This is a genomic window from Priestia flexa (assembly GCF_021441905.1).
GTDB classification, from domain to species: Bacteria; Bacillota; Bacilli; order Bacillales; family Bacillaceae_H; genus Priestia; species Priestia flexa.
This window is the reverse complement of record NZ_CP090431.1, coordinates 649129-671086: the sequence shown is the minus strand read 5'-3', so window position 1 is coordinate 671086 and position 21958 is coordinate 649129. Positions and strand designations below refer to the sequence as shown.

At 37.4% G+C, this 21958-nt stretch carries 16 protein-coding genes; 1 reads left to right on the top strand and 15 read right to left on the bottom strand.

The genetic code is table 11. From position 1 onward, the window contains the following. Nucleotides 1–58: 58 nt before the first annotated feature. The 6 genes from LZP85_RS03385 to LZP85_RS03360 are packed head-to-tail and all read right to left on the bottom strand — an operon-like array spanning nt 59 to nt 10580. Nucleotides 59–2935: an ATP-binding protein gene (locus tag LZP85_RS03385; protein WP_206782266.1), complete on the bottom strand. Its 2877-nt coding sequence runs from the start codon at nt 2933–2935 to the stop codon at nt 59–61. Continuing rightward, nucleotides 2925–3293: a response regulator transcription factor gene (locus LZP85_RS03380; protein WP_206782267.1), complete on the bottom strand. Its 369-nt coding sequence runs from the start codon at nt 3291–3293 to the stop codon at nt 2925–2927. Before LZP85_RS03380 ends, LZP85_RS03385 begins: the two co-directional genes overlap by 11 nt. Further along, nucleotides 3293–6526 carry a hypothetical protein gene (locus LZP85_RS03375; protein WP_206782268.1) on the bottom strand — a complete coding sequence of 1078 codons (3234 nt, stop codon included), beginning with the start codon at nt 6524–6526 and terminating at the stop codon, nt 3293–3295. Before LZP85_RS03375 ends, LZP85_RS03380 begins: the two co-directional genes overlap by 1 nt. After that, on the bottom strand, nt 6523–7932 hold the full coding sequence (locus tag LZP85_RS03370) for a glycosyltransferase family 2 protein (protein ID WP_062686942.1): 1410 nt from the start codon (nt 7930–7932) through the stop codon (nt 6523–6525). The genes LZP85_RS03375 and LZP85_RS03370 overlap by 4 nt, the downstream gene beginning before the upstream one ends. Further along, nucleotides 7922–8974: a HEAT repeat domain-containing protein gene (locus LZP85_RS03365; protein WP_226639641.1), complete on the bottom strand. Its 1053-nt coding sequence runs from the start codon at nt 8972–8974 to the stop codon at nt 7922–7924. The genes LZP85_RS03370 and LZP85_RS03365 overlap by 11 nt, the downstream gene beginning before the upstream one ends. Nucleotide 8975: 1 nt before the next feature. After that, nucleotides 8976–10580: a diguanylate cyclase gene (locus LZP85_RS03360; RefSeq protein ID WP_206782269.1), complete on the bottom strand. Its 1605-nt coding sequence runs from the start codon at nt 10578–10580 to the stop codon at nt 8976–8978. A gap of 390 nt (nt 10581–10970) precedes the next feature. Here LZP85_RS03360 and LZP85_RS03355 point away from each other — a divergent pair, with 390 nt between their 5' ends. Beyond that, nucleotides 10971–11480, top strand: a complete 510-nt coding sequence (locus LZP85_RS03355) for a GNAT family protein (protein ID WP_025910392.1) — start codon at nt 10971–10973, stop codon at nt 11478–11480. A gap of 60 nt (nt 11481–11540) precedes the next feature. On the opposite strand, the gene LZP85_RS03350 is transcribed toward LZP85_RS03355, so the two are convergent. The 9 genes from LZP85_RS03350 to rbsD all read right to left on the bottom strand — a co-directional run bounded on the left by LZP85_RS03350 (nt 11541) and on the right by rbsD (nt 21957). Next, nucleotides 11541–12284 (bottom strand): sugar phosphate isomerase/epimerase family protein, encoded by a 744-nt coding sequence (locus LZP85_RS03350; RefSeq protein ID WP_206782270.1) that lies wholly within the window; start codon nt 12282–12284, stop codon nt 11541–11543. Nucleotides 12285–12382: 98 nt separating this feature from the next. Beyond that, nucleotides 12383–13189, bottom strand: a complete 807-nt coding sequence (locus tag LZP85_RS03345) for a carbohydrate ABC transporter permease (RefSeq protein WP_025910390.1) — start codon at nt 13187–13189, stop codon at nt 12383–12385. Between the two features lie 77 nt (nt 13190–13266). Further along, nucleotides 13267–14118 (bottom strand): carbohydrate ABC transporter permease, encoded by an 852-nt coding sequence (locus LZP85_RS03340; protein ID WP_025910389.1) that lies wholly within the window; start codon nt 14116–14118, stop codon nt 13267–13269. A gap of 116 nt (nt 14119–14234) precedes the next feature. Then, entirely contained in the window at nt 14235–15515 is a 1281-nt protein-coding gene (locus tag LZP85_RS03335; protein WP_119543883.1) for an ABC transporter substrate-binding protein, read from the bottom strand. 943 nt (nt 15516–16458) lie between these two features. Further along, nucleotides 16459–17730 (bottom strand): 3D domain-containing protein, encoded by a 1272-nt coding sequence (locus LZP85_RS20800; RefSeq protein ID WP_326490224.1) that lies wholly within the window; start codon nt 17728–17730, stop codon nt 16459–16461. 436 nt (nt 17731–18166) lie between these two features. After that, complete coding sequence (rbsB, locus tag LZP85_RS03325) at nt 18167–19060, bottom strand: ribose ABC transporter substrate-binding protein RbsB (protein WP_242529457.1); 894 nt, start codon at nt 19058–19060, stop codon at nt 18167–18169. Nucleotides 19061–19095: 35 nt separating this feature from the next. After that, nucleotides 19096–20064, bottom strand: coding sequence for a ribose ABC transporter permease (gene rbsC / locus LZP85_RS03320; protein WP_078990133.1), 969 nt, complete (start codon nt 20062–20064; stop codon nt 19096–19098). Between the two features lies 1 nt (nt 20065). After that, nucleotides 20066–21547 (bottom strand): sugar ABC transporter ATP-binding protein, encoded by a 1482-nt coding sequence (locus tag LZP85_RS03315; RefSeq protein WP_206782272.1) that lies wholly within the window; start codon nt 21545–21547, stop codon nt 20066–20068. Between the two features lie 14 nt (nt 21548–21561). Further along, on the bottom strand, nt 21562–21957 hold the full coding sequence (gene rbsD, locus LZP85_RS03310; RefSeq protein WP_061785693.1) for a D-ribose pyranase: 396 nt from the start codon (nt 21955–21957) through the stop codon (nt 21562–21564). Nucleotide 21958 lies beyond the last annotated feature (1 nt).

Below are 21958 nucleotides of genomic sequence, written 5' to 3'. Positions count from 1 at the left end.
AGAAAGAATGGCTTTCACCACTCTTTTTTCACATCTTTCTCTAGCATTTTATTTTATGCTATTCTGTGTCTGATCGTGGAACTAAAATTTCCCCGTTCCCTTCATTTTTTTCTACAATCATTTGTAAAATCGTATTCGTTAATTTGCTAGGTTGATACGGTTTCACTAAATAAGCATATGCTCCAAATTCCATACCTTTATTTTTTTCATCGAGAGCTGACGAAATAAAAATTGGAATATGCTCAGTATTTGGATCGTCTTTCAGCGTCTTTAAAATATCCCACCCGTTCATCTCATGCTCGTGTAGCATAATATCTAATACAATAGCTTCTGGCGGATTAGCTTGTATCGCTTCTATTGCAGCTTCGCCTCGATCGAAATGTCGAACGTAAAAACCGCTTTCTTTTAGCTCTACCTGCAGCAGACTTGCTAGACTTTTATCATCTTCAATAATGATGATGCTACGCTTACCTTCTTCTTTTTCTTGGTCGAGTTGTTCAACGGAATGAGTTGTCATTAAAGGCAAACTAATCGTGAATGTGCTCCCTTTTTTCCACTCTGAATCAACTTTAATTTCACCTTGATGCGATTTAACGATTTCTTTTACAATAGAAAGCCCTAATCCTGTTCCACCAATTTTTCTCATATCCGAATTATCAACGCGATAAAACTTTGTAAACAGCTTATTTATTGCTTCTTCTGGAATTCCAATTCCTTCATCTTTAATAGCAATATACACTTTATCATGCTCTGCAAGTGCTTTTATTTGTACATTCCCACCATCTGGTGAATACTTAACAGCATTGTGAATTAAGTTGTTAAATAGCTGTATGAGCTTATCCTCATCACCGAAAACAACAAGATTTTCACTACTTGTTATGATATCAAATGTATGCTTTCCCGCATTTATCTGCTGAACGTTTACGACTTGCTTTAAAATCGGAACTAAATCCACATAATTTTTATGATACGTTTGCGTTCCAGATTCCATTTTTTGCACATCAAGAAAGTCATTAATTAAAGCTGTTAAGCGTTGAGCTTCTTGATAGATGGTATTTAAATATTTCGTTTGCCTTTCCGGTCGAAGCGTTTTATTTAACATAAGTTCTGTAAAGCCTAATACACTCGCTAACGGTGTTCGAAGTTCATGACTTACTGTACTAACAAACTCAGACTTCATTTGGTCTACTTCAAACTCTTTGGTAATATCTCGGTGAACAAATAAAACACCAAAGCGCTGACGGTTACGATAAACGTATTCACTGTACACCTGAATTACACGATTTGAGCCTGCAATATTTACTCGATACATGACAGTTGACTGACGGTTTTTAGACATATCAATTGTGTCATTAATGAATGCTAGCAGTTCTTCGCTATTATCCACTCGCTCACTAATCTGCTTCGTCCATTCATCCAATGGTGAATTAAGAACTGTTTTTGAATGCTGAGACCCAAAGATTTCACAAATATTTGTATTCACTTGTAAAACCTTACCTGATGCATCCACAAGCTGAATACCTTCCTTAATGGAATTGAGTACATCCTGAGATAATAAACGATCATGCTCAGACTCTTCGTAAATATTAATCTTCTCTAACGTAAGCGCTACTTGTTTACTTAAAGCCGAGAATGTATCTAAATCGTTTTCTGAAAAATCGTTCGCATATCGGCTATAGCACATACAAGCAATCAGTTCACCTTTTGATGAAACAACTGGTACAACAACATCATATACGTAGAGCTCCTTTTCATGATGAAGCTTCTCTGACTGTTCGCATTGTCGCTTAATGACAACAGGCTGATGCTCTTCCTTAAGAATTGCTACATAACTATTCATATAAGTTAATGCTTGTGCCATAGCATGCTCTGATAAGCCAATTGAGGCATGCCCTTGTTCGGTTAAAAGGGCAATAAATCCGTGGTCAACTTTCATTACGTTCCGCATATTTTTTACAATGTTATCTAGAACCTCTTGTTTTTTCAAGGAATTTGTTAATTCATCTATGAAATTGTTGCGCGCTTCTAATTCGTGCTCTCGTTCTTTCATTTTATCTAACGCATTTTGGAGTTCATCTTGCTGGCTATGCAACTCGTCTTGTTGCGCAGTCAGTTCTTCATTCTGAGCGAGTAATTCCTGTTCGTTCGCCTGCAAGCTCACCACCATTTTATAAAAAGCTTTGGATAGTACGCCAATTTCATCCTCACGCTTTTCATCTAGCTCATAAGATAAATCTTTACCATTGGCAATTTCGCTAGCCACATAAGCAAGCTCGTTAAGAGGCTTTCCAACTTGTTTTAATAGAATCCTTGTTAATACAATGAGCACTAATAAGCTAAATCCCAATAGCCCAATAAAGAACCACTGGCTTTGATTTATATCTTTAGAAGCAACCATATAGGCAATATTTATTTCATCGGAGAGCTGCTGTTGGTATTCATTTAAATCTTCTTGAACTTTTTCAATACCTGCTGTCGCTTCTTTACGATCTTGATTCTTTTTAATTCCCTCTATACCCTGTTTGTCATACACGTCTTTAAACTTTGGCATCGTCTCTGTAAAATAACTATTCACAAAATAATCAAGGTTACGAATCATGACTTGATCTTTTTCATCAGCTGAAAGGAATAACTCATCAATATGTTGCTGTAAAGGTTCTTTTCGACTTATTGCTTGCTGATACATGTCTTGCTCACCAAACGCAATGTAGCCTCGTGCTTGTAGAAAAGCACTATTTAAATCCGTTTTAATCGCAATAACAAGCTTTTCTTTTTTCATTAACTCTTGACGTTTTTCATCGAACGTTTCAGCAATATTTTTTTGATCGTTAATTAGCATGACAGAGCCGATTGTAAACATAACGAAAAACACTACTATCAATAAAATAAACTGGGAAGAAATGTTCTTTCTTCCCACTTTTAATTTAGTTTTCATTTAAAATATCCTCAACCTTTTCCGCTAAAGCTAGTGGACTAAACGGCTTTGACATAAAATGCGTCGCTCCTGCGTCAATGACCCTAGACTGGTCAGCGAGCTGACTTTTGGCTGACAATACGAGAATGTTTTTATACTTCTCACTGTTGATTGCTTTTAGCTTTTGAATGACCTCCAAGCCGGTAAACACCGGCATCATATAATCCACAATAAGTAGATCAAAGTCTTCTCTTTGTGCATATTCAACAGCTTCTTGACCATCCTGTGCTTCTACTACTTCATGCCCTTCGTCTTCTAGCGTATCTACAATTAGCATACGAAGCACTGCTTCATCTTCAGCAAGTAAAATTTTCGCCATTATTCTCCTCCTAAACGCTGGTTTTTAAAGGTATCTTGTAAAATATAATAAGACGATTTCAACCTCTCGTGATGCGTTGGCTCCTGCCACGTTTTCCACGTATAGTGATAAAAGTCTTTAGGTTCTAAACGGTTTTCTTTCATAGCTGGAATTGTATCCTTTATGGCTTTTGTTTTACGGTCAACTGCTACAACAGCTAGGTCAATTCCATCCAAAGTTACACTTTCTGATAGCTCACCTTTTTTCCATACATCTCCCATTGCTTCTCTAGAGCTAGGGTCTTTCATGTTTAATAACGCCCATGGAATACGAAGCTCAAACACGCCCGTTTTTTGATTCAAATAATAGTCTGTTAAACTATCAAAATTCTTATCTTTTGGATCTGTAGTACCAAACCTGAGCTTTCCTGTTTCATATGATTCAAACGGAATTGTTTCTTCCTTTCCGCTGTCATTCTTAATTTGAAGCTTTTTATTAAGCGTTAATCGAATTGGATGGAACACACCGTTATCTTTTTGATTGGCATACGGTACAGTTGGTATCATCTGCAGCTTGTGTGCATAAGAAAAGTAAAACGTATCGTAGTAGCTATCAATCCAAAGATGACTGTTTTCTTTCCCATCAAGCTCAGCAACAAATTCCACGCCTTTTGTTTTTAAACTTGGCAGCTGTTTTATTTTAGACTGACCTTGCTCATTGATTGTATTGAAGAGCACGTACAAGCTTTCATCTTTGAGATTTTCTGACTTTCCTTTTACGTATAAGTATCCTTCATCACTTGTTACTTGAAAATCATGCAACGAGGTAGAAGAACTACTTTCTTCTTTTACTTTCTTCCAATCATTCTCTTTCCCATCAATAATTACCTTCTGCTCTCGTCCTGGTTCAAAACTTAATAAGCCAAAATGTTGTTCGTTAGTTTGCATATTGTTCCAAAACGGTCTACGATCAGGATTATCATATTCCATTGTATTCCATGTTCGCTTAAACCACTCATCTTGCCATGTAAAAACAAGCCCTCCAGCCATTTGTTCTTCCACGATATCTTCAAATAAGTGAGTTAGCATTTCTCCTTGTTCTTGTTCTGAATGAAACCCTTGATTCCATCCATATCGATTGCGGTGCGTTAATCCTCGGGAAGCTGGAATGCCAAACTCAGCAACAAGGAGCGGCATATTGTGAACTTCTTTCATATGCTGCAAATAACCAGCATAATTATTTTTGTTGCCACGGTGATCTACATAATTCACATAACGAGATTCATAGTTTAAAAAATCCGGATAATAAGGGTAAATATGATACGAAGCAAATAACCCGGGCTCAAATTGATCCGTCGCATGAATTAGATTTGGATTAACCGTTATTTTATCTTCGTCTTCTGAAGGCTCAGAAGGATGCGTCAGTAAATCAGTTGTAACCCAATTTGTAAAGCTCATCGGCCTTTGCCAGTTGTAATTTTCCTGTTCGTAATCAATTGTTTGTTCCATCATTTCAGCAAGCCATACCTCAAAAGGCTGTGCTCCTTGTGTATAAATATATTTACCTTTAAAATCCTTCATGCCTTGATGCTTCTCATTGGTTGATAGTGCAACATCCGGGTCCCACTCAACTCCAATCATCCACCCAAGTACGTATGGCGAAACATCTGCTTTATACGTACCGCTTGCATGCCCTGCACGCTTTGGTAACGTTGCATTGCCGTGAACTAAGTCAACTACGCGCTTGATTTCATCTACAAACTCATCGGTATTTTCTTTTGAAAAAGCGTCTTGTGACTCATAAAATACTTCTTCATTAATCCATACACCATGAAAAATATAAAGAGGATCCTTCGCTTGCTGATTGTATTCAGCTAATGCTTCATAAAAACCCGGGGGATGAATGGTATATACCCGAATAGCGTTGGCATTCATTTCACCTATTTGTTTAAACCATCTCATGTACTCTGCTTTTGTAATAGCCGTCTCACCAGGAAAATGTCCAGGGTTCGCAATCCCCATATTAACACCCTTTACTAGAATATCCTGCCATTTTCCATCTTTATAAACTTGCAGGTAATCGTCTCCTGCTTTTCCAGTAGATTGATAGTTTTTGCCGCTATAAATCTCAATCGGAAGCTTTTGATCTTTTGTTTCTTTACTTTGAGTGACAACCTCTTTCATTAACGGAATATAGATATTCCAATAAAAAGCGGTCGAATCATCTTTTCGTAAAGATGTAATCCATTTTTTCCATGTTGGATAAAAAGATGCTTGATGAAAAGCAGGTATTTCTCCTTCATCTGCGAAGTCTCCTGCAAAATAATACGTATTATACTTACTTGTCTTATGATACGTTACCGCTGGAATCGTTGTTGGAATATTGTGCTCTGAGAGTTTTTGTTTAGCTGAATCTTTCAAGTTCAGCGTATACGTTGCCTGAATTTCACTTTCATCTTGTGCTTGGATAACGTCGAACCAGTACTGATATGCTGCTTCATCATTTAGTCCAAGTTCTTTCTGCCCGCTCTTGGTATACTGAAACCAAACTGGATTATCTTTTAATTCTTTTTCCGTAATCACAATTAGTTCATTTTGTTCATTTACAAATAATAATCCTTTACCTGTAAGAGCCCATTCTTCTCCAAACTGCTCTCGGTACGCTAGTTTAGCCCAATTTGGAACTTCACTACTGCTAAAGTCTTCGAAATAGCGTCCAATCCATCCTGTCCAAGTGACGTTATAAAGGTCATAAAGTTCTGTTCGCACCTCTTTTGGTGTTGGGCTCGCAAAAGAATTAAATTCTCCTACAAGAGTTGAGTGGTGATCGTATAAAGACGTACGGATAAAGGCAATATCCTCTGATGTTACTCCTCCGTATAAAAGCTTGGAGCGGTTACCTTCTTTTACGCCGCCCTTCAAATCCTCTTCATATACTCCATATCCATCTGCTAGGTAGATCATGTCATAGTCATTTTGCTTTGGTAGAGAGCGAATTGTATACTTGTCGTTATCACCTGGAACAAACCCTACATAGTCTTCCTTTGCATCATAAGCTTGCCCGTCTTTGACTAACTTTGACTGATTTAACATCCACACAAGTCCTTGGTGCTCTCTGTACGTTGAGTCAGGTACTGTTTTATCAATAATTAATACGTTAAAGTCCGTTTTTCCTTTTAATGCCCATGCAATAAATGGAGAAACAGCTAGCAGTACAATCGCTGTAATCCCTGCTGTCCACAGCCATTTCCTCATTGCGACACACCCTTTCTTTGCATGTCACCCCAGCCTGTTTTCTTACGTAAAACATCAATGAACCCGTGACAGCGCCAAATTACTGTTAATGGTCGGTACCAAAAAGATTCTGTTAGCGAAAAGAAAAATAAAACGAAAATATCCTGCACTTTTGGAAACTTTCTCAAGCTCCACTCTTCTAATAGGACCGCAGCCATTGAATACAGGGAGCCATAAATGACCATCATCATAAACAGCAAATACGCAAATTCTAAGTAAATTCCTCCTACAATGAGGGAAATTACAATAAATAAGTAACCAAATAATTCCATCAAAGGACCTAATAATTCGATGAAAAAGAAATAAGGCATCGATACCATCCCAATGCTTCCATACTTAGGGTTAAACATCATCTTTTTATGTTTCCAAAGACTATCAAAAAGACCACGATGCCAGCGGTTACGCTGTCTGCTTAAATACTTCATTTCATCCGGTGCTTCTGTCCAACAAACAGGATCGGCAATATACACAATTTGCTTCTTTTCTTTCCGGTCTTTTAAAAGGCGATGAAGGCGCACAACAAGCTCCATATCTTCACCAACCGTTTTAGAATATCCTCCTGCTTCAATTACCCAGCGTTTTGAAAATACGCCGAATGCCCCTGAAACGATCAGCAGTAAATTATGCCGACTCAGTCCAATTCTCCCCATTAAAAATGCTCGTAAATATTCAATGACCTGCATCACAACAATTGGTTCACGTGCCAGGCCTACTGATACAACCGCTCCGTTTTCAATTTGGCAGCCGTTAGCAATTCGCACGCTTCCCCCAGAAGCAATAACATCTCCATTTGAATCAATAATAGGCTTCATTACTTTCAAGAATGCATCGCGTTCTAGTACAGAGTCCCCATCAATTGAACAGAAATACGGATAGTGCGAAATGTTAATCCCAGCATTTAAAGCGTCTGATTTCCCACCATTTTCTTTATCAACCACATACAAATATTCATAAAGCTCTGACTGATAAAGTGCGTTTATCTCTTTCGTTTGTAGCTGTTGTCGAATGACTCGGTTGACTTTTTTTAGCTGAAATTCTTTAATTAATTGCTGCATTGTAGCATCCGATGAGCCATCATTGATAACGATTACTTCGTATTCTGGATATTCAATACTTAGTAATGAACGAACGCTCCCAATGATTCCTTTTTCTTCATTATATGCGGGAACCAAAATAGACAGCGGTGTCGTGTAGCTGACGTTAAGTAAATCTTCATACGGCTCTTCATCATTTAACTGATACTGTCTTCGAAGCTGAACCGCTGAAATTAAAAACATAATAAAATAAAAAAGCATTACAACTCCCATATAGATAAATACAGCCGTACCAAAAAAATATAATAAATAATGCCATATGCTATTGAGCATATAGTTCACCGCCTTTTTCTAACCATTCATTTGCCATGTCACGCGCAAAGAGGTCTGTGGTTGTATTTGAAATTCTGCGCAGTCGCTCATATCCATTCGGAAGCTGCGTAATTGATCGAGCTGCGTTGGATCGAACCAGAAAATGACGGTCATTTAATAGCACCTCTAACCACATAATGGCTTCTTCTCCTTGCGCTTTACTTAATAGCTTCGCTGCCATCATTCGCTCTTCCCATAAATCTGATTTTATATGCCGAAGCAGGCGAGATGTATCTGAAACGTAAGAAAGTTGATTTAATGCTTTTAACGAGCGAATGCGAGTTTCATCAGAAGTAGAATGAAGCTGCTTCTCTAGAAAAGGAAGTTGTTCAAGATTGCGATTAATACCAATAATATCAATAGTTGCCAGCTGTACTTCTTCCATATGTTCATTAAATCGAACAATAAATTTTTCAAATTGCTCATCATTCATCATGCTTAATAAGGAACGATACGTAAACTCAGAACGTTTATAATGCTCATTAAACAAATACTGTTCATAGTGAGGGTCATGAAACCGAACTAATATTTTTAAGATTTGACTTTCCTCTGCCACTGTTATTTGCTTTTTTTCCATTACCTTTCGTACATCATCCAAGAGATTGACCATGTGTAGCCCTTCAATTGCATACAACGTATTCATTCGAACGCTCCAACGGCGATGTCGCAACTGCTTGCGATACAAAGCGCTGAGTTCTCTTTCAGCATATCGCTGAATAAAGTGCAAAATTTCTTCTCCATTCACAACTTTAACAAGTGCTAAAAGCAGCTCTTCTACGGCCGTCCTCTGTACATCATTCTTGGGAGTTATTTTCAAATTTTCATCTTGTAGATACATATATTGAATAAATGATTCTTGAATACTTTCTTTATAGTTTTCTACTTCTTCTCTTTTACAATTCACACGCGCTTTTTTTATCACTAAATACAAGAAGAAACCAATTAGCAACGCAAATAAAACTAAAAATAAATAGAACACCCACTGAATCTGTATAAATTCCATATTATTTCACTCTCTTCATTAACAAGCGCATTCTCTCTTCTAACTCCATTAACTTAAATGGCTTTGTCATATAATCATCTGCTCCTAGCTGCAAGGCCCTTTGGATATCATTTTCACTGTTTCTAGAGGTTAACATCACAACTGTAAATTGATCATGTCTTTTTTCTTTTCTTAATCGTTGAAGCACTTCTAGCCCATCCATTTTCGGCATCATTCCGTCTAAAATAACAAAGCAATGAGTATTTTCATCTAGGATAGTTGAGTTCATAAACTCTAAACCATCTTTATACGTATGAACTTGCACCTCATATCGAGTACCAAGATCAATTCGTCCCAGTAATTCTGTTAACATCGTACGAATAATTGGATCATCATCAATAATGGCTAAATTAAACTTTTTGAGCTTCATTTGCTGATGATGACATGACACTACTACTTGGTTACGCCCCTTTTCTTTTGCTGTATACAGCGCGCGGTCAGCTTGATTCAAAATGTTCTCTAGGGTGCTATCACTGCTTACTTTAGCTATTCCAACTGAAAACGTAACAAAGAACCTTTCATTATTAATATGGAAAGCTTCCGTTCTAAAACTATTTAAAATACGATTCAGCGTTGTTTGTGCTTCTTCAGCACTCGTTCTTGGAAGACATAATACAAATTCTTCACCGCCGTAGCGAAACAGCTGATCGGTTGTTCGGATATGTGACTTTACATGCTTCACAAATCTTTGCAGTACTTCATCTCCCATTAAATGACCATATGTATCATTTATTTTTTTGAAGTAATCTAAGTCAATCATAGCTATACAATAAGTCTCTTTATTCCGAACATAATTCGTTTGTTGCTGCTTATATACTTCAGTTAAATACTTGCGGTTATAAGCACCTGTTAATTCATCTACCAATAAGTACTCAGTAAACAGCTTGCGGCGCTCTAAATGACGCCCAATCTTTACCACACATTCTTCCATATCAAGAGGCTTCGCTAGGAAATCATCTGCTCCCATTTGAAATGCTTTAATTCTTGTTTCTTTCCTGTTATCTGCACTAATCATAATTGTTGGAATGAAACGTTGCCTCGCCTGCTCATTAAAGAAAGAAAGTAGCTCAAATCCATCTTCCTCCTGCATGTATACATCTAAAATAAGGCAATCTGGCTTTAATTCATAAAAAGCAGCAACTGCTTTTTCTTTATTTGACGCCACAAATACGTGCCATCCTTGCTGTTCAAATTGCTCTTTCAAGTAAATTAAAATTGATAAATCATCATCAATTAATAAAATACTAGCTGATGTTTGAGATCGCTTATCGTTAACCATAAGTTGCTCAACTTCTACAATCTCATCTTTATAGCAAATTTTTATAATATCGATTAGCAGACTCTGTAGTTCTTTTGTATGCCAAGTTGACTGTGGATGTTCAGAAATATGATCCAAAAGCTCTGTTGATACTTTTCCTAAGTATTCAAGTCCAATGGTTTGAGATGTACCTGCCAACGAATGCAAGAACCGTTTTACATCTTGATACTGCACGGGTTGACTTTTTTCAAACCATTCCTGCAACTGCTTGCGTATATTCATTAGCAAAGCTACCTGATATTTTTCCATTTTAGACAACACCTTTTTTATTTTTTCATTCAGCCACATTTAAAAGTATTAACGTTAAACTATACTTTTTTACCTTTTGTTAGTTATAAAGACCTGTCAATTTCCAAACTATTACTCTAGAGAATATACCTCATTTTATAATTGCACACAACCTATTTAATCGATTAAAATAAAGGGTTATCGTTGACAATGATTGTTTCATTTGTTAGGGTAATTAACGTTGTTTATTTTATAATACGAATAATATATCCTAGTCATAGATGATAAGAAGAGCACCTCAATTCTTATTTGTATGACTAATTATTTAATCTATAACTACTACGCTTTTTCCACTACTATCATTTTTCATTATTCCTAAAATATAAAATTAGACGAAAGGAGATTACATCAGTGTTAAGTGCATTTGCTCCATCAGAACCCAAAGATGCGGAAGAGTTACAGGAAACATTAGATGAATTAGAATTTCAGTTATATCGAATGCAGGATAATTTGAAAGAAATTGCTAAAAAATACGAGGTCATTGGTGTTGATCAACCTGAAGAAAATGAGTTAGTTATTGTATCGGCACAAAATGACGGAAATGAATGCAAAATTATGATTAACAATTGTCATAAAGCGTATAAAGGCGTTTGGGATTTTGCTATTCATGGCGTATATGAAGACGACCATACCATTCATATTGGCGATATTAAAGGACCTGCTAACAAAGGTTATGGTTCTATCTGCATGAACTATTTAAAAGAAGTAGCTCGTGACCAAAACGTACACACCATCAAAGGTGATATCGCAAAGCGCGATTGGGACCATGTTAATCGATTGGTTCATTTTTATGAAAAACACGACTTTCACGTTGAAATTGACTATAATAACCAATGTGGTGAGATTGAATGGACCCCTTAAATAAAAAAACACATCTGCAACAACTCGTTAATTAAACGGCTGTCGCAGATGTGTTTTTTATTATGCATGTTGTAGATAATAACCTAAGCTTTGTTTAACGCTATCTAACGCAGAGCCTTCACATTGATCTTGCTCAATGATCCACCACTTCACATCCATATTGTCTCCTTGACTTAAAATGGCAGTTAAATTCACTCCGCCAGTTCCAAGCGGCGCAAATAGCTGCTTGTCATCGGTTGTCATATCTTTTAGATGAATTAAACGAGCACGATTTTGATATTTCTTCATCCATTCAACAGGATTCCCCCCTGCTTTTGTAAGCCAATACACATCAAACTCGACGCCTACATTTGTTTCATCTAAAATCATTTCAAGAGCTGACTTGCCATTTGGTAGCTCCTTTAATTCAAAGTCATGGTGGTGGTAATAAAGCTTAATACCTTCTTCGGCGCAGCGACGCTCTGCGTGATTTAGTACGCTGATTAATTGCTTATAGCCTTCTTCAGTTTGTCGTTCTGGAGCTAAATACGGACAAACAATCGCTGTATTACCAAGCTCTTTCTCAAACGAAATAACTTCTTCAAGGTTCTCTTCAAGCTGTTCTAATGAGATATGACTAGCAGCCACTTGTAAGCCTACTTGTTCCAAAAGCTCCCTTACTTCTTGTGCTGAATATCCTCCGTAACCCGCAAACTCAACGCCTTCGTAGCCTAATTCTGCTACTTTTTCAACCGTACCCTTAAAATCTTTTTCTAGCTCATCGCGCAGCGTATAAAGCTGCACTGCTACTGGAATCCTTGTCATATCTTTTCTCCCCTTTGTTTTTGATTTGCTTCTAGCATACATTGAAAACGTAATCATTTCCAGAAAAAAAGCTCCAATAACCGGAGCTTTTTTGTTTCTTATTTTACAGCACTTCCTAACATACCTGAGATAAAGTGACGCTGCAGTGCAAGGAAGAAAATAATGATTGGAATCGTCGCAATCGTAACGCCCATCATCACTTGCCCGTAGTCAATAAACGATAAGCCAATTAAGCTAGATAACGCAACAGGCAATGTTGCCATTTCATTTGATGTAGTTGCAACAAGAGGCCACATGAAGTTGTTCCACTGCGTCATAAACAGGAAGATTGCAGCTGCTGCCATCGCTGGTTTCATAGAAGGCAGAACAATTGTTAAGAAAATTCTAAACTCTCCAGCTCCATCAAGTCTCGCAGCTTCAATTAATTCCGTTGGAAAAGCCAAGAAATTTTGTCGAAGCAAGAAAATAGCAAATGGATAGCAAAGCTGCGGTGCGATTAACGCGAAATACGTATCCAATAAGTTGAAGTTAGACATCATTTGAAACAGCGGAATTAATGTTGCTTGATAAGGAATCATCATCGACAGTAAGAACGTTGTGAAAATAAGATTTCTCCCTTTGAATTCAAACTTAGATAATGCATAAGCTGCTGTCGAACAAACCATTAATGCCACAATAACATATACAATAGATACAAACATTGAGTTAAAGAATACGCGTCCTAAGTCAATGGATGCATTTAAATTTTGAAAGTTTGTCATAAACTGATCGCCAGGTGTTAGCGTTGGCGGGTTGGTAAACATCTTGCCTGATTCGTTTGTAGCACCGATAAACATCCAATAAAACGGAAAGATAGAAATGACGGTGAAGATACCTAATAAAAAATATAAACCAATTTTTCGCAGCAATCCACTTTTTCTCTTTTTATTTACATTTGGCTTTGTGTTAACAGTTGTCGTCTGTACTCTCTCTACTACACTCATTATTTATCACCCGTAAATTTAAATTGGAAGAATGTTAATACACCCACTAGTAATACAACAACATATGCAACTGCTGATGCATAACCAAAATCAAAATATTCGAAGCCATTTTGATAAATGTATAAACCAAGCGTCATCGTTGAGTCAGCTGGACCACCTTTAGTTAAGTTAAAAGGCTCATCGAATAATTGTAGCGTTCCAATTGTTGATAAAATGGTTGCAAATAAGATAACTGGTTTAAGCTGTGGAACCGTCACATGGAAAAACTTTTGGAAGCGATTAGCTCCATCTAAATCCGCAGCTTCATAAACTTCGTGAGACAAGCTTTGTAATGCAGCTAAGAAAATAACCATATTGTAGCCTGTCCAGCGCCAAGTCATCGCCACGATAATTGATACTTTCGCCCAGAAAGGATCTCCTAGCCATTGTATTGGATCTATACCGATGAACCCAAGTAACGTGTTCATGATTCCTTCATCTTGAAGAATGATGGAAAATAAGATTGAATAGGCAACTAAAGACGTAACCGCTGGCAAGAAGAAGGATACGCGGAAAAGTCCTCTTAGCTTCAGTAGCTGGCTGTTTAATGCATTTGCTAACACTAATGCAAGAAGAATCATTACTGGAACTTGAATAATTAAAATGATTCCCGTATTACCAAGCGCTGTCCAGAAGATATCATCTTCAAGTAGGCGCGTATAGTTCGAAAGACCTGTAAACGAATATTCACCTGCATCCATTGTTTGAAAGCTTAACATAAACGAAGAAAAGATTGGATAAATCGTAAATAATGCAAACAAGATCAAGGCAGGTGCAATAAAGACATATGGCAATGATTTATTTGTTTTCATGATGACCTCCGTTTTACACCGCAAGCATGAGACTTTGAGTTGAATCCCCTGCTTCAAATAGCAGGGGATCTGGCCAATTCAACGCTTGCTTAACGTTCTATTTTTATAGTAAATGCTTACTTAATGCGATTTTCCAAACGCTTTTCAGCTGCTTCTAATGACTTTTTGATGTCTTTTCCATTCGTTACTTCTGATACAGCTTTTACAGCTTCGTCATTTGCAACAGAATAGTTTCCAGTAAAGTTAACTGGTTTGATGTCCTGCATTTCATCTGCGAACGTTTTCCAAATTGTTTGGTTGCTGAAGTACTCATCAGGCTGAGTGAATAACTCTGAATCATATACAGTGTTTAATGAAGGGAATAATCCACCTTCCATTGCTGCTTCTTGAACTGAATCTGTTGTTGAGAAGTACTCCATAAATTTGTAAGCTTCATCAGCTTTTTTACTGTTTGCTGTTACAACATAGTTACTACCACCTAGGTTTGAAGCACGATTTCCGCCTTTTTCAAATGATGGAAGTAAGAATACGCCCCATTTCCCTTTTAAATCTGGTGCTTGTTGCTCAATTGACCCATATAACCATGCACCTGATGGAGAAGATGCTACTTTTCCTTCTGCTAATGCACTGATTGAAGCATCCCAACCAACTGTGTTACGAACAACGCCAGCATCTTTTAGCTTTTTGTTTAGTTCCATTGCTTGTTGAGACTCTTTAGATGTTAAGTTAAGTTCACCTTTGTCATCAAAGTAGAATGTACCTTGTTGTGTTAATGTCATACGGAATAATCCGTCATCATTGTTTAAATCAAGACCAAGTAAGTCAACGCCTACTTTTTCTTTAATCTTTTTACCAGCAGCAATGTAGTCATCCCACGTTTCAATTGTAGCTGGGTCTACACCTGCTTGTTCAAAGAAATCTGTTCGATAGAAGACACCTGTTGGGCCAGCATCAAACGGGAAGCCATACATTTCACCGTCTTTAGAAAGAAGCTGCTTTTTAAATTCTGGGAATTTATCAGCGTGCTCATCAAAGCCTTTTTCTGATAGATTTAAGAATGCTTTTGGAAATGAATTAACGTACCCTTGGAAGCGATCATCTTCCACTAACACGATATCTGGAAGGCCTTTACCCCCTGCTTGTAAACCTGTTGTTAGTTTTGAGTAAACGTCTTCACGTCCCATATCTACAACTTTCAATTTAAAGTCTGGGTTTTCTTTTTGATATTCTTCAGCTGCTTTTTCTAAAACAGGAACGTTAATATTCCATGCCCAAGCAACTACCTCTTTTCCATTGCTTCCGCTCCCACTTGCTTCGTCTGCTGATTTCCCTCCACATCCTGCTAAGATCAGCGTGAAAATAAGTGTAAAGCTGATAAGACCAAACCAACGCTTCATCGTAATCCCCCTCTGAATAAACTCATTTTCTTTTTCTTACAAAATTTGAGTTTGATGTAAACGTTACATAATTCTTTTTTGCCTTTTTGAAAGCTTTATGTAAGCGGATACAATTAACTTAGTTAAATTATATGAAGGATTGGCCATTTACTCAATGGTAAAAATAAAAGGCAAAAATGATACATTTTTGCCTTTTGATTAAATTTGTATAGGAAGAAGACCTTCACTAAAAGAAGAGAAACGTTTGTTAGTGACGGAAGGAGCTTAGAGTAAGTTAACCATTTGTTAACTAAAATCCCTTCGTTAAAGTAATTAGAAAATTCAATTACTTATTAAAAATGTAGGTATTTAGCATTCTCCCCTTTATAAAGTTGTAAACGATTGTATTTTACACTATAAGAATATACCCAGCTAGCTTATTAAGAGGGAAAACAGATTTTTTTGCTATTGCAAAGAGACTTTTTTGCTTAATTTATCTTTTAACAGCAATAATTTATTTGAAGGTAATAAAGACTCTCGCTACTTGGCATACTTTTAATGAACACATTTCTTGCTTCTTATGATTTTAAAATCACTCTTTACTTGGCGTAATTCCCCTTACAGATTGCCCCCTTTCCGCAGGGCGAGCGCTGATCCTCCTCGTAAACTGCGGGGTCTCGCCTGTCTCGCTAATCCTGCTGAAGTGTCGTATCTTTCATTTCAATCACGAGGCTTTTTTATCAGGAAGCTTTTGATGAGGACTGTTCTTTCCCCTAATAATTTAAAGCCTCTAGTAACTTATATATCTAATTATGTCTTTTCAATCATTTTTTCTTAATTTAAAATAACCAGCTTTTTTTGCTTTTTGAAATTTGCTATATATATATCTACTATATATATCTAACAGTTTGTTTCTTTTAAAATGGGGTAATAAAAAAGCATGGGAAGAGTCCCATGCTTTTTGTTAGTTCAGTACCGTTACTTTTACTGTGCGGCGTCCCCATGACATCGCTGCAGATTTGCTTGGTACGAATACGTCAATTTTATAACCTTTGATTGCGCCACCTGTATCACCAGCAACCGCAACTCCGTATCCTTCTACATACACTTTAGAACCTAAAGGAATGACTGATGGATCAACTGCGATTACTTTTAAGTGAGGGTTAGCTTTTAAATCAATACCTGTTGCTGTTTTACCGCTACAACCTGCGCAGCTTGCCGTGTATGCTGTTGATTGAACATACATTTCTTTTCCGCTTACTTTATCCGGTTTAGATTCAGAAGCTGGCTTTGATGCTGGTTTTGATACTAGTTTTGATTCTGTTTTAGAAACTGGCTTTGTGCTTTCAACTTTCTTTTCTTGCTTCACTTCAGCTTTAGCCGTTGCTAGGTCTGTTTGGCGCTGATTTTCTTCTTTTTCAGCTTGAGCTGCTACTTCTTTTTCTTTAGCTACTTTTTCAGCTTGCTCTTTAGCAGCTTTTTGCTCTGCAGAAATTTTATCTTGAATTGTTGCTAATTGTGACTGTAGGCTTGCTTTTTCAGATGAAGCTGTTTCAATATCACTTACAACTGCGCTGTACTTTTCTTGCATCTTTGTTAGAGCAGCTGTTTGTTTTGAGATATTTGATTCTAATTCAGCTTTTTTTGCTTTTAAATTAGCTTCTTCTTCTTCTAGTACTTTTTCTTGCTTATCAATTTCTTTTTTATCTTTTTCAATTTGATCTAAGTCTTGTTGGTGCTGCTTTAAAATATCATTGTCTGCTGATAGAAGCGTTGTTGCTGCACCCATACGTGCAACTAAGTCACCAAAGCTTTCAGCATTCATTACCATTTCAAGCATAGCATTTGATTTATCATCATGTTGCAATGCAACTAAGCGCTCTTCAATAATGTCTTTACGACTAAGAACTTTCTCTTGAAGCTCTACAATCTCTTCTTTCTTTTTTTCGATCATGCTTTTCGCTTCTTTAATTTTCTTTTCTGTAGAAGCTAATTCTTTCTCATTATCAGAAATAACTTTATGTAAAGAATCTAGTTCACTTTGTAATGCTTTTACGTCCGTATCGATTGACTGTTTCTCTTTTTCTTTTTGTTGAACAGCCTTTTCTCTTTCTTTAAGCTGTTGTTCAGTACTTTGGAGCGCTTCTTCATTCGATTGGGCGTGAGTCTCTGTTATGCCTGCCGTGAAGAACATTCCCGTGACTGCTACAAGAGTCATACGCTTTAAAATTTTCATAAAGTAATAGTCCCCTTTCCTCATAGACATAGTTATACCATAAAAAAGAGGGGAGTTATGTTACAATACCGTTAAAAGTTTCCCATTTTCTGTATATAAGTATAACTTTTTATTCATACATTCACATGAACCCTTACTGTATAAAGGTTTTTTTACCTTGCTACCTTTTGAACTACTGTAAAAAAATGTCCAATATGCAACGCAGAATTTTGTCAAAAAGTCGTTATGTTACAGAAATATTACATTGTTACAACGAAAAATAGCGAATTTGTGAACTTATTCACGTGATTTATTTCCATTTAATTACTTTAATGGTTGTTTATTTACTTTTTTTCTTGCGTTTTATAGTAAAAACATCATACATTTCTTACTTTCTCACAATAGTAAAGCCCCTTGTCTAATTTACTAGATAAGAGGCTTTATATCTTTATTTTTATTATTCTTTTGTAACAAGCTTTAATGGTGCAGAAATTTTCTCTTCAACTTTTTTACCCTGCAACACATCTTTCGCTGCGTTTACAGCAAGCTCTCCAATCAGCTCTGGCTGCTGAGCAACCGTTGCAGTTAGTGCACCTGATTCAACGGCTTTAAGAGCATCTTCATTGCCATCAAACCCGATGACCGCAATGTCTTTTCCAGAGCTAGTAATCGCTTCGATAGCGCCTAGTGCCATTTCATCGTTATGCGCAAATACCGCTTGGATATCAGGGTTTCCTTGCAGGACATTTTCCATAACGGTTAACCCTTTTGTACGATCAAAATCAGCGGATTGTTTAGCTACAACGTCTAGCTGCTCATCTGCGATATTATGGAACCCACTTCCACGTTCACGCGTTGCTGAAGCTCCAGGTACTCCTTCTAATTCCGCAACCTTTGCATTTTCTCCTAATGTTTTCACCACATATTCTGCAGCCATTTGGCCACCTTTTACGTTATCAGATGCTACCAGCGCTTCTACTTTTCCTTTTTCAGCTGAACGGTCAAGCGTCACAACCGGTACTCCAATACCGTTCGCTGACTGAACCGCTGTTGAAATAGCCGAAGAATCCGTAGGATTAATAAGCAGTGCGTTAACTCCTTGTTGTAATAGATCTTCCACGTCGTTAATTTGTTTTGCAGAGTCGTTTTGTGCATCAACGACAATTACTTCAATACCTTGTTTTTTCGCTTCTTTTACAACGCCATTCTTTAACGAAACAAAGAATGGATTATTTAAAGTAGAAACCGATAAGCCAATTTTCATATCTTTAATATCTCCACTTTGAGAAGGCTTTGCCCAAGTTGGAGGCTCTAATGAGCAAGCTCCTAATAACAAAACGGACAAAGACATAATCAGTAATAATACTTTTTTCACGATGATCCCTCCTACGCTGCTTTTTTACGGTCAATTAGTACCGCAATTAAGATAACAATCCCTTTCACAACCATCTGGTAGAACGAAGAAACGCCGAGTAAGTTTAGGCCGTTGTTCAATGTTCCGATAATAAGTGCACCAATCAGCGTTCCGACGATGCGTCCTTTACCACCTGTTAAGCTTGTTCCACCTAAAACAACTGCTGCGATGGCATCTAGCTCATAGGAAGTACCAGCGGTTGGCTGAGCAGAATTTAAGCGTGATGTTAAAATTGCTCCGGCTAATGCAGCTAATAATCCTGCTAATGAATAAATCATAATTTTAACCCGTGGTACTTTAATTCCGGAAATAAACGCAGCTTTTTCATTACCACCAATTGCATACGTACGACGTCCAAACGGCGTTTTGTGTAAAATAACCCACAATACAATAAATGCAAGCATCATCGTGATAGCTGGTACTGGAATGCCTAAGAAATAGCCACGACCAAATAGTTGGAAATAGTAATTGTCTCCAAGTCCAGTGATGGGATTACCGTCTGTGTAAACGAGCGTTAAGCCTCTAAAGATAGTCATTGTAGCCAGTGTTGCAATAAAAGGTGCCATTTTCCCTTTTGTAATTAACAAGCCGTTCACTGCACCCATTGCAGCTCCTAATAAACACCCAATCAAAATCGCTAAAATCGGATCAACTCCTGATACAATCATGCCAGCCATTAATGCACTGGATAAAGCTAAAATTGAACCGACGGATAAATCGATTCCCCCTGTTAAAATAACAAATGTCATTCCAAATGCAATCAATGCATTAATCGCTACTTGGCGAAGTAAGTTTAAAATATTAAGCGGTTCCAAAAAGCTAGGATTTAATACAGATACAATGACCACTAAAATAAAGAGTCCAAGTAGCGGCCCTAGCTTTTGCATCATGTTAGACATATAATTCCCTTTGTTTGACTGTAAATCATTAGGCGTATTCATGTTACTGACCTCCTGTTGCATATGTCATAATTTTTTCTTGCGTTGCTTCTTCTCTTGATAATTCTCCCGCTAGCTTTCCTTCATGAATTACTAAAACACGATCGCTCATCCCTAACACTTCCGGAAGTTCTGAAGAGACCATGATAATCGCCACTCCGCGCTCTGTGAGCTCGTTCATAAGCTGATAAATTTCACGCTTAGCTCCAACGTCTACTCCTCGAGTCGGTTCGTCTAAAATTAATATCTTCGGTCCAATACCAATCCATTTCGCAATAACTACTTTTTGTTGATTTCCTCCCGATAAGCTGCCCGCACTAATTTCAGCTGATTGCGTTTTAATCGTTAAACGCTTAATAAGAAGCTCGACAAACTCTCGCTCACTTTTTTCAGCAATCATCCCTTTTGTTGAAAAGCTTTTTAAGTTTGGAAGCGCAATGTTTTCTCGAATTGAAAAATCCAATACAAGCCCTTCATCTTTTCGATCTTCTGTGATAAAGCCGATTCCGTACTTTACTGCTTCATCTGGCGTTTTAATTTTGACAGGTTTGTTGTTTACCCAAACTTCTCCTGAATCGATAGCATCCATACCGAAAATGGCACGCATGATTTCAGTACGTCCAGCACCCATAAGGCCAGCTACCCCAACAACTTCTCCCGATTTCACAGAAAACGAAATGTCATGAAAAGCATGTTTTCTTGTTAAACTTTTTAGCTCCAATACCGTTTCTCCAATTTTCGTTTGCCTGCTTGGGAATCGATCCGTTAATGAACGCCCTACCATCTTACGTACAACGTCGTCAAAGCTTGTTTCAGGGATTGGTGTTGTATCCACTGTTTTACCATCACGCATAACGGTAATACGGTCACAAATGGTGAAAATCTCTTCCATCCGATGCGAGATGTAAACAATGGATACACCTTGTGCTCTTAATCCATTTATCACTTCAAAAAGCTTTTCAATTTCACGGTCTGTTAACGCTGCTGTCGGTTCATCCATAATGATTACTTTCGCATTCGTCATTAACGCTTTGGCAATTTCAATCATTTGCTGTTCACCAACAGAGCATAAGCTTGCTTCTTGCTCAAGTGGAATGGTCACAGCTAAGCGATCAAACTGCTTTTTAGCCTGCTCTTTCATTTCTTTTGTTTTCAAAATTCCAAGCGGTGAGTAAAGCTCTTTTCCAATAAATAAATTTTCAAGAACCGTCATATGAGGCCACACGTTCAGCTCTTGATGAATAAAGGTAACTCCTTCTTGTTCGGCTTCTTTTGGATTTGAAAAATAGCGCTCTTGGCCATCAATTTCAATTCTGCCTTCATCTCGTTTATGGAGGCCGGTTAAGATATTCATCAACGTTGATTTACCCGCACCGTTCTCTCCCATTAATGCGTGAACTTCTCCGGGAAGCAGTTCAAAATCAACACCTGAAAGTACTTGGTTTGTACCAAATGCTTTATAAATATTTGACATTTTAATGTGCATATTGTTCACCCCTTTTAAAAGATAACTCCTGCTTGTAAGATACAGTTTGCATAGGGCGTTACTTCTCCTGTTCGAATAACGACTTTCGCTTCTTTTGTTAACGCTTTCAGTATTTCGTGTGAAACAAACTGCTTTTCTGTATCAAAAAAGACTTCATTTATATAGCTCATTGTTTCTTTGTTATTTTCTTTAATTTCATGTGCGACAATCACTTTTTCAATAACCATGTCATCGCGTACAGCATCCACGACGTCCTCAAAACTAGGAACACCTAGTTTTAAAGACAAATCGATACGAGGTACTCCATCTGGAATTGGTAAACCTGCATCCGCAATGACAACCATGTCCGTATGACCAAGATCTGTTAACACTTTTGAAATATGGCTATTTAAGATTCCATGGCGTTTCATT

Excerpts from the sequence above, each read along its gene's own strand:
- rbsB (WP_242529457.1), bottom strand. The coding sequence starts at position 19,060 with ATGTCTTTGTCCGTTTTGTTATTAGGAGCTTGCTCATTAGAGCCTCCA.
- LZP85_RS03375 (WP_206782268.1), bottom strand. The coding sequence starts at position 6,526 with ATGAGGAAATGGCTGTGGACAGCAGGGATTACAGCGATTGTACTGCTA.
- LZP85_RS03315 (WP_206782272.1), bottom strand. The coding sequence starts at position 21,547 with ATGCACATTAAAATGTCAAATATTTATAAAGCATTTGGTACAAACCAA.
- LZP85_RS03365 (WP_226639641.1), bottom strand. The coding sequence starts at position 8,974 with ATGGAATTTATACAGATTCAGTGGGTGTTCTATTTATTTTTAGTTTTA.
- LZP85_RS03360 (WP_206782269.1), bottom strand. The coding sequence starts at position 10,580 with ATGGAAAAATATCAGGTAGCTTTGCTAATGAATATACGCAAGCAGTTG.
- rbsC (WP_078990133.1), bottom strand. The coding sequence starts at position 20,064 with ATGAATACGCCTAATGATTTACAGTCAAACAAAGGGAATTATATGTCT.
- LZP85_RS03370 (WP_062686942.1), bottom strand. The coding sequence starts at position 7,932 with ATGCTCAATAGCATATGGCATTATTTATTATATTTTTTTGGTACGGCT.
- rbsD (WP_061785693.1), bottom strand. The coding sequence starts at position 21,957 with ATGAAACGCCATGGAATCTTAAATAGCCATATTTCAAAAGTGTTAACA.
- LZP85_RS03340 (WP_025910389.1), bottom strand. The coding sequence starts at position 14,118 with ATGAAAACAAATAAATCATTGCCATATGTCTTTATTGCACCTGCCTTG.
- LZP85_RS03380 (WP_206782267.1), bottom strand. The coding sequence starts at position 3,293 with ATGGCGAAAATTTTACTTGCTGAAGATGAAGCAGTGCTTCGTATGCTA.
- LZP85_RS20800 (WP_326490224.1), bottom strand. The coding sequence starts at position 17,730 with ATGAAAATTTTAAAGCGTATGACTCTTGTAGCAGTCACGGGAATGTTC.
- LZP85_RS03385 (WP_206782266.1), bottom strand. The coding sequence starts at position 2,935 with ATGAAAACTAAATTAAAAGTGGGAAGAAAGAACATTTCTTCCCAGTTT.
- LZP85_RS03350 (WP_206782270.1), bottom strand. The coding sequence starts at position 12,284 with ATGACAAGGATTCCAGTAGCAGTGCAGCTTTATACGCTGCGCGATGAG.
- LZP85_RS03335 (WP_119543883.1), bottom strand. The coding sequence starts at position 15,515 with ATGAAGCGTTGGTTTGGTCTTATCAGCTTTACACTTATTTTCACGCTG.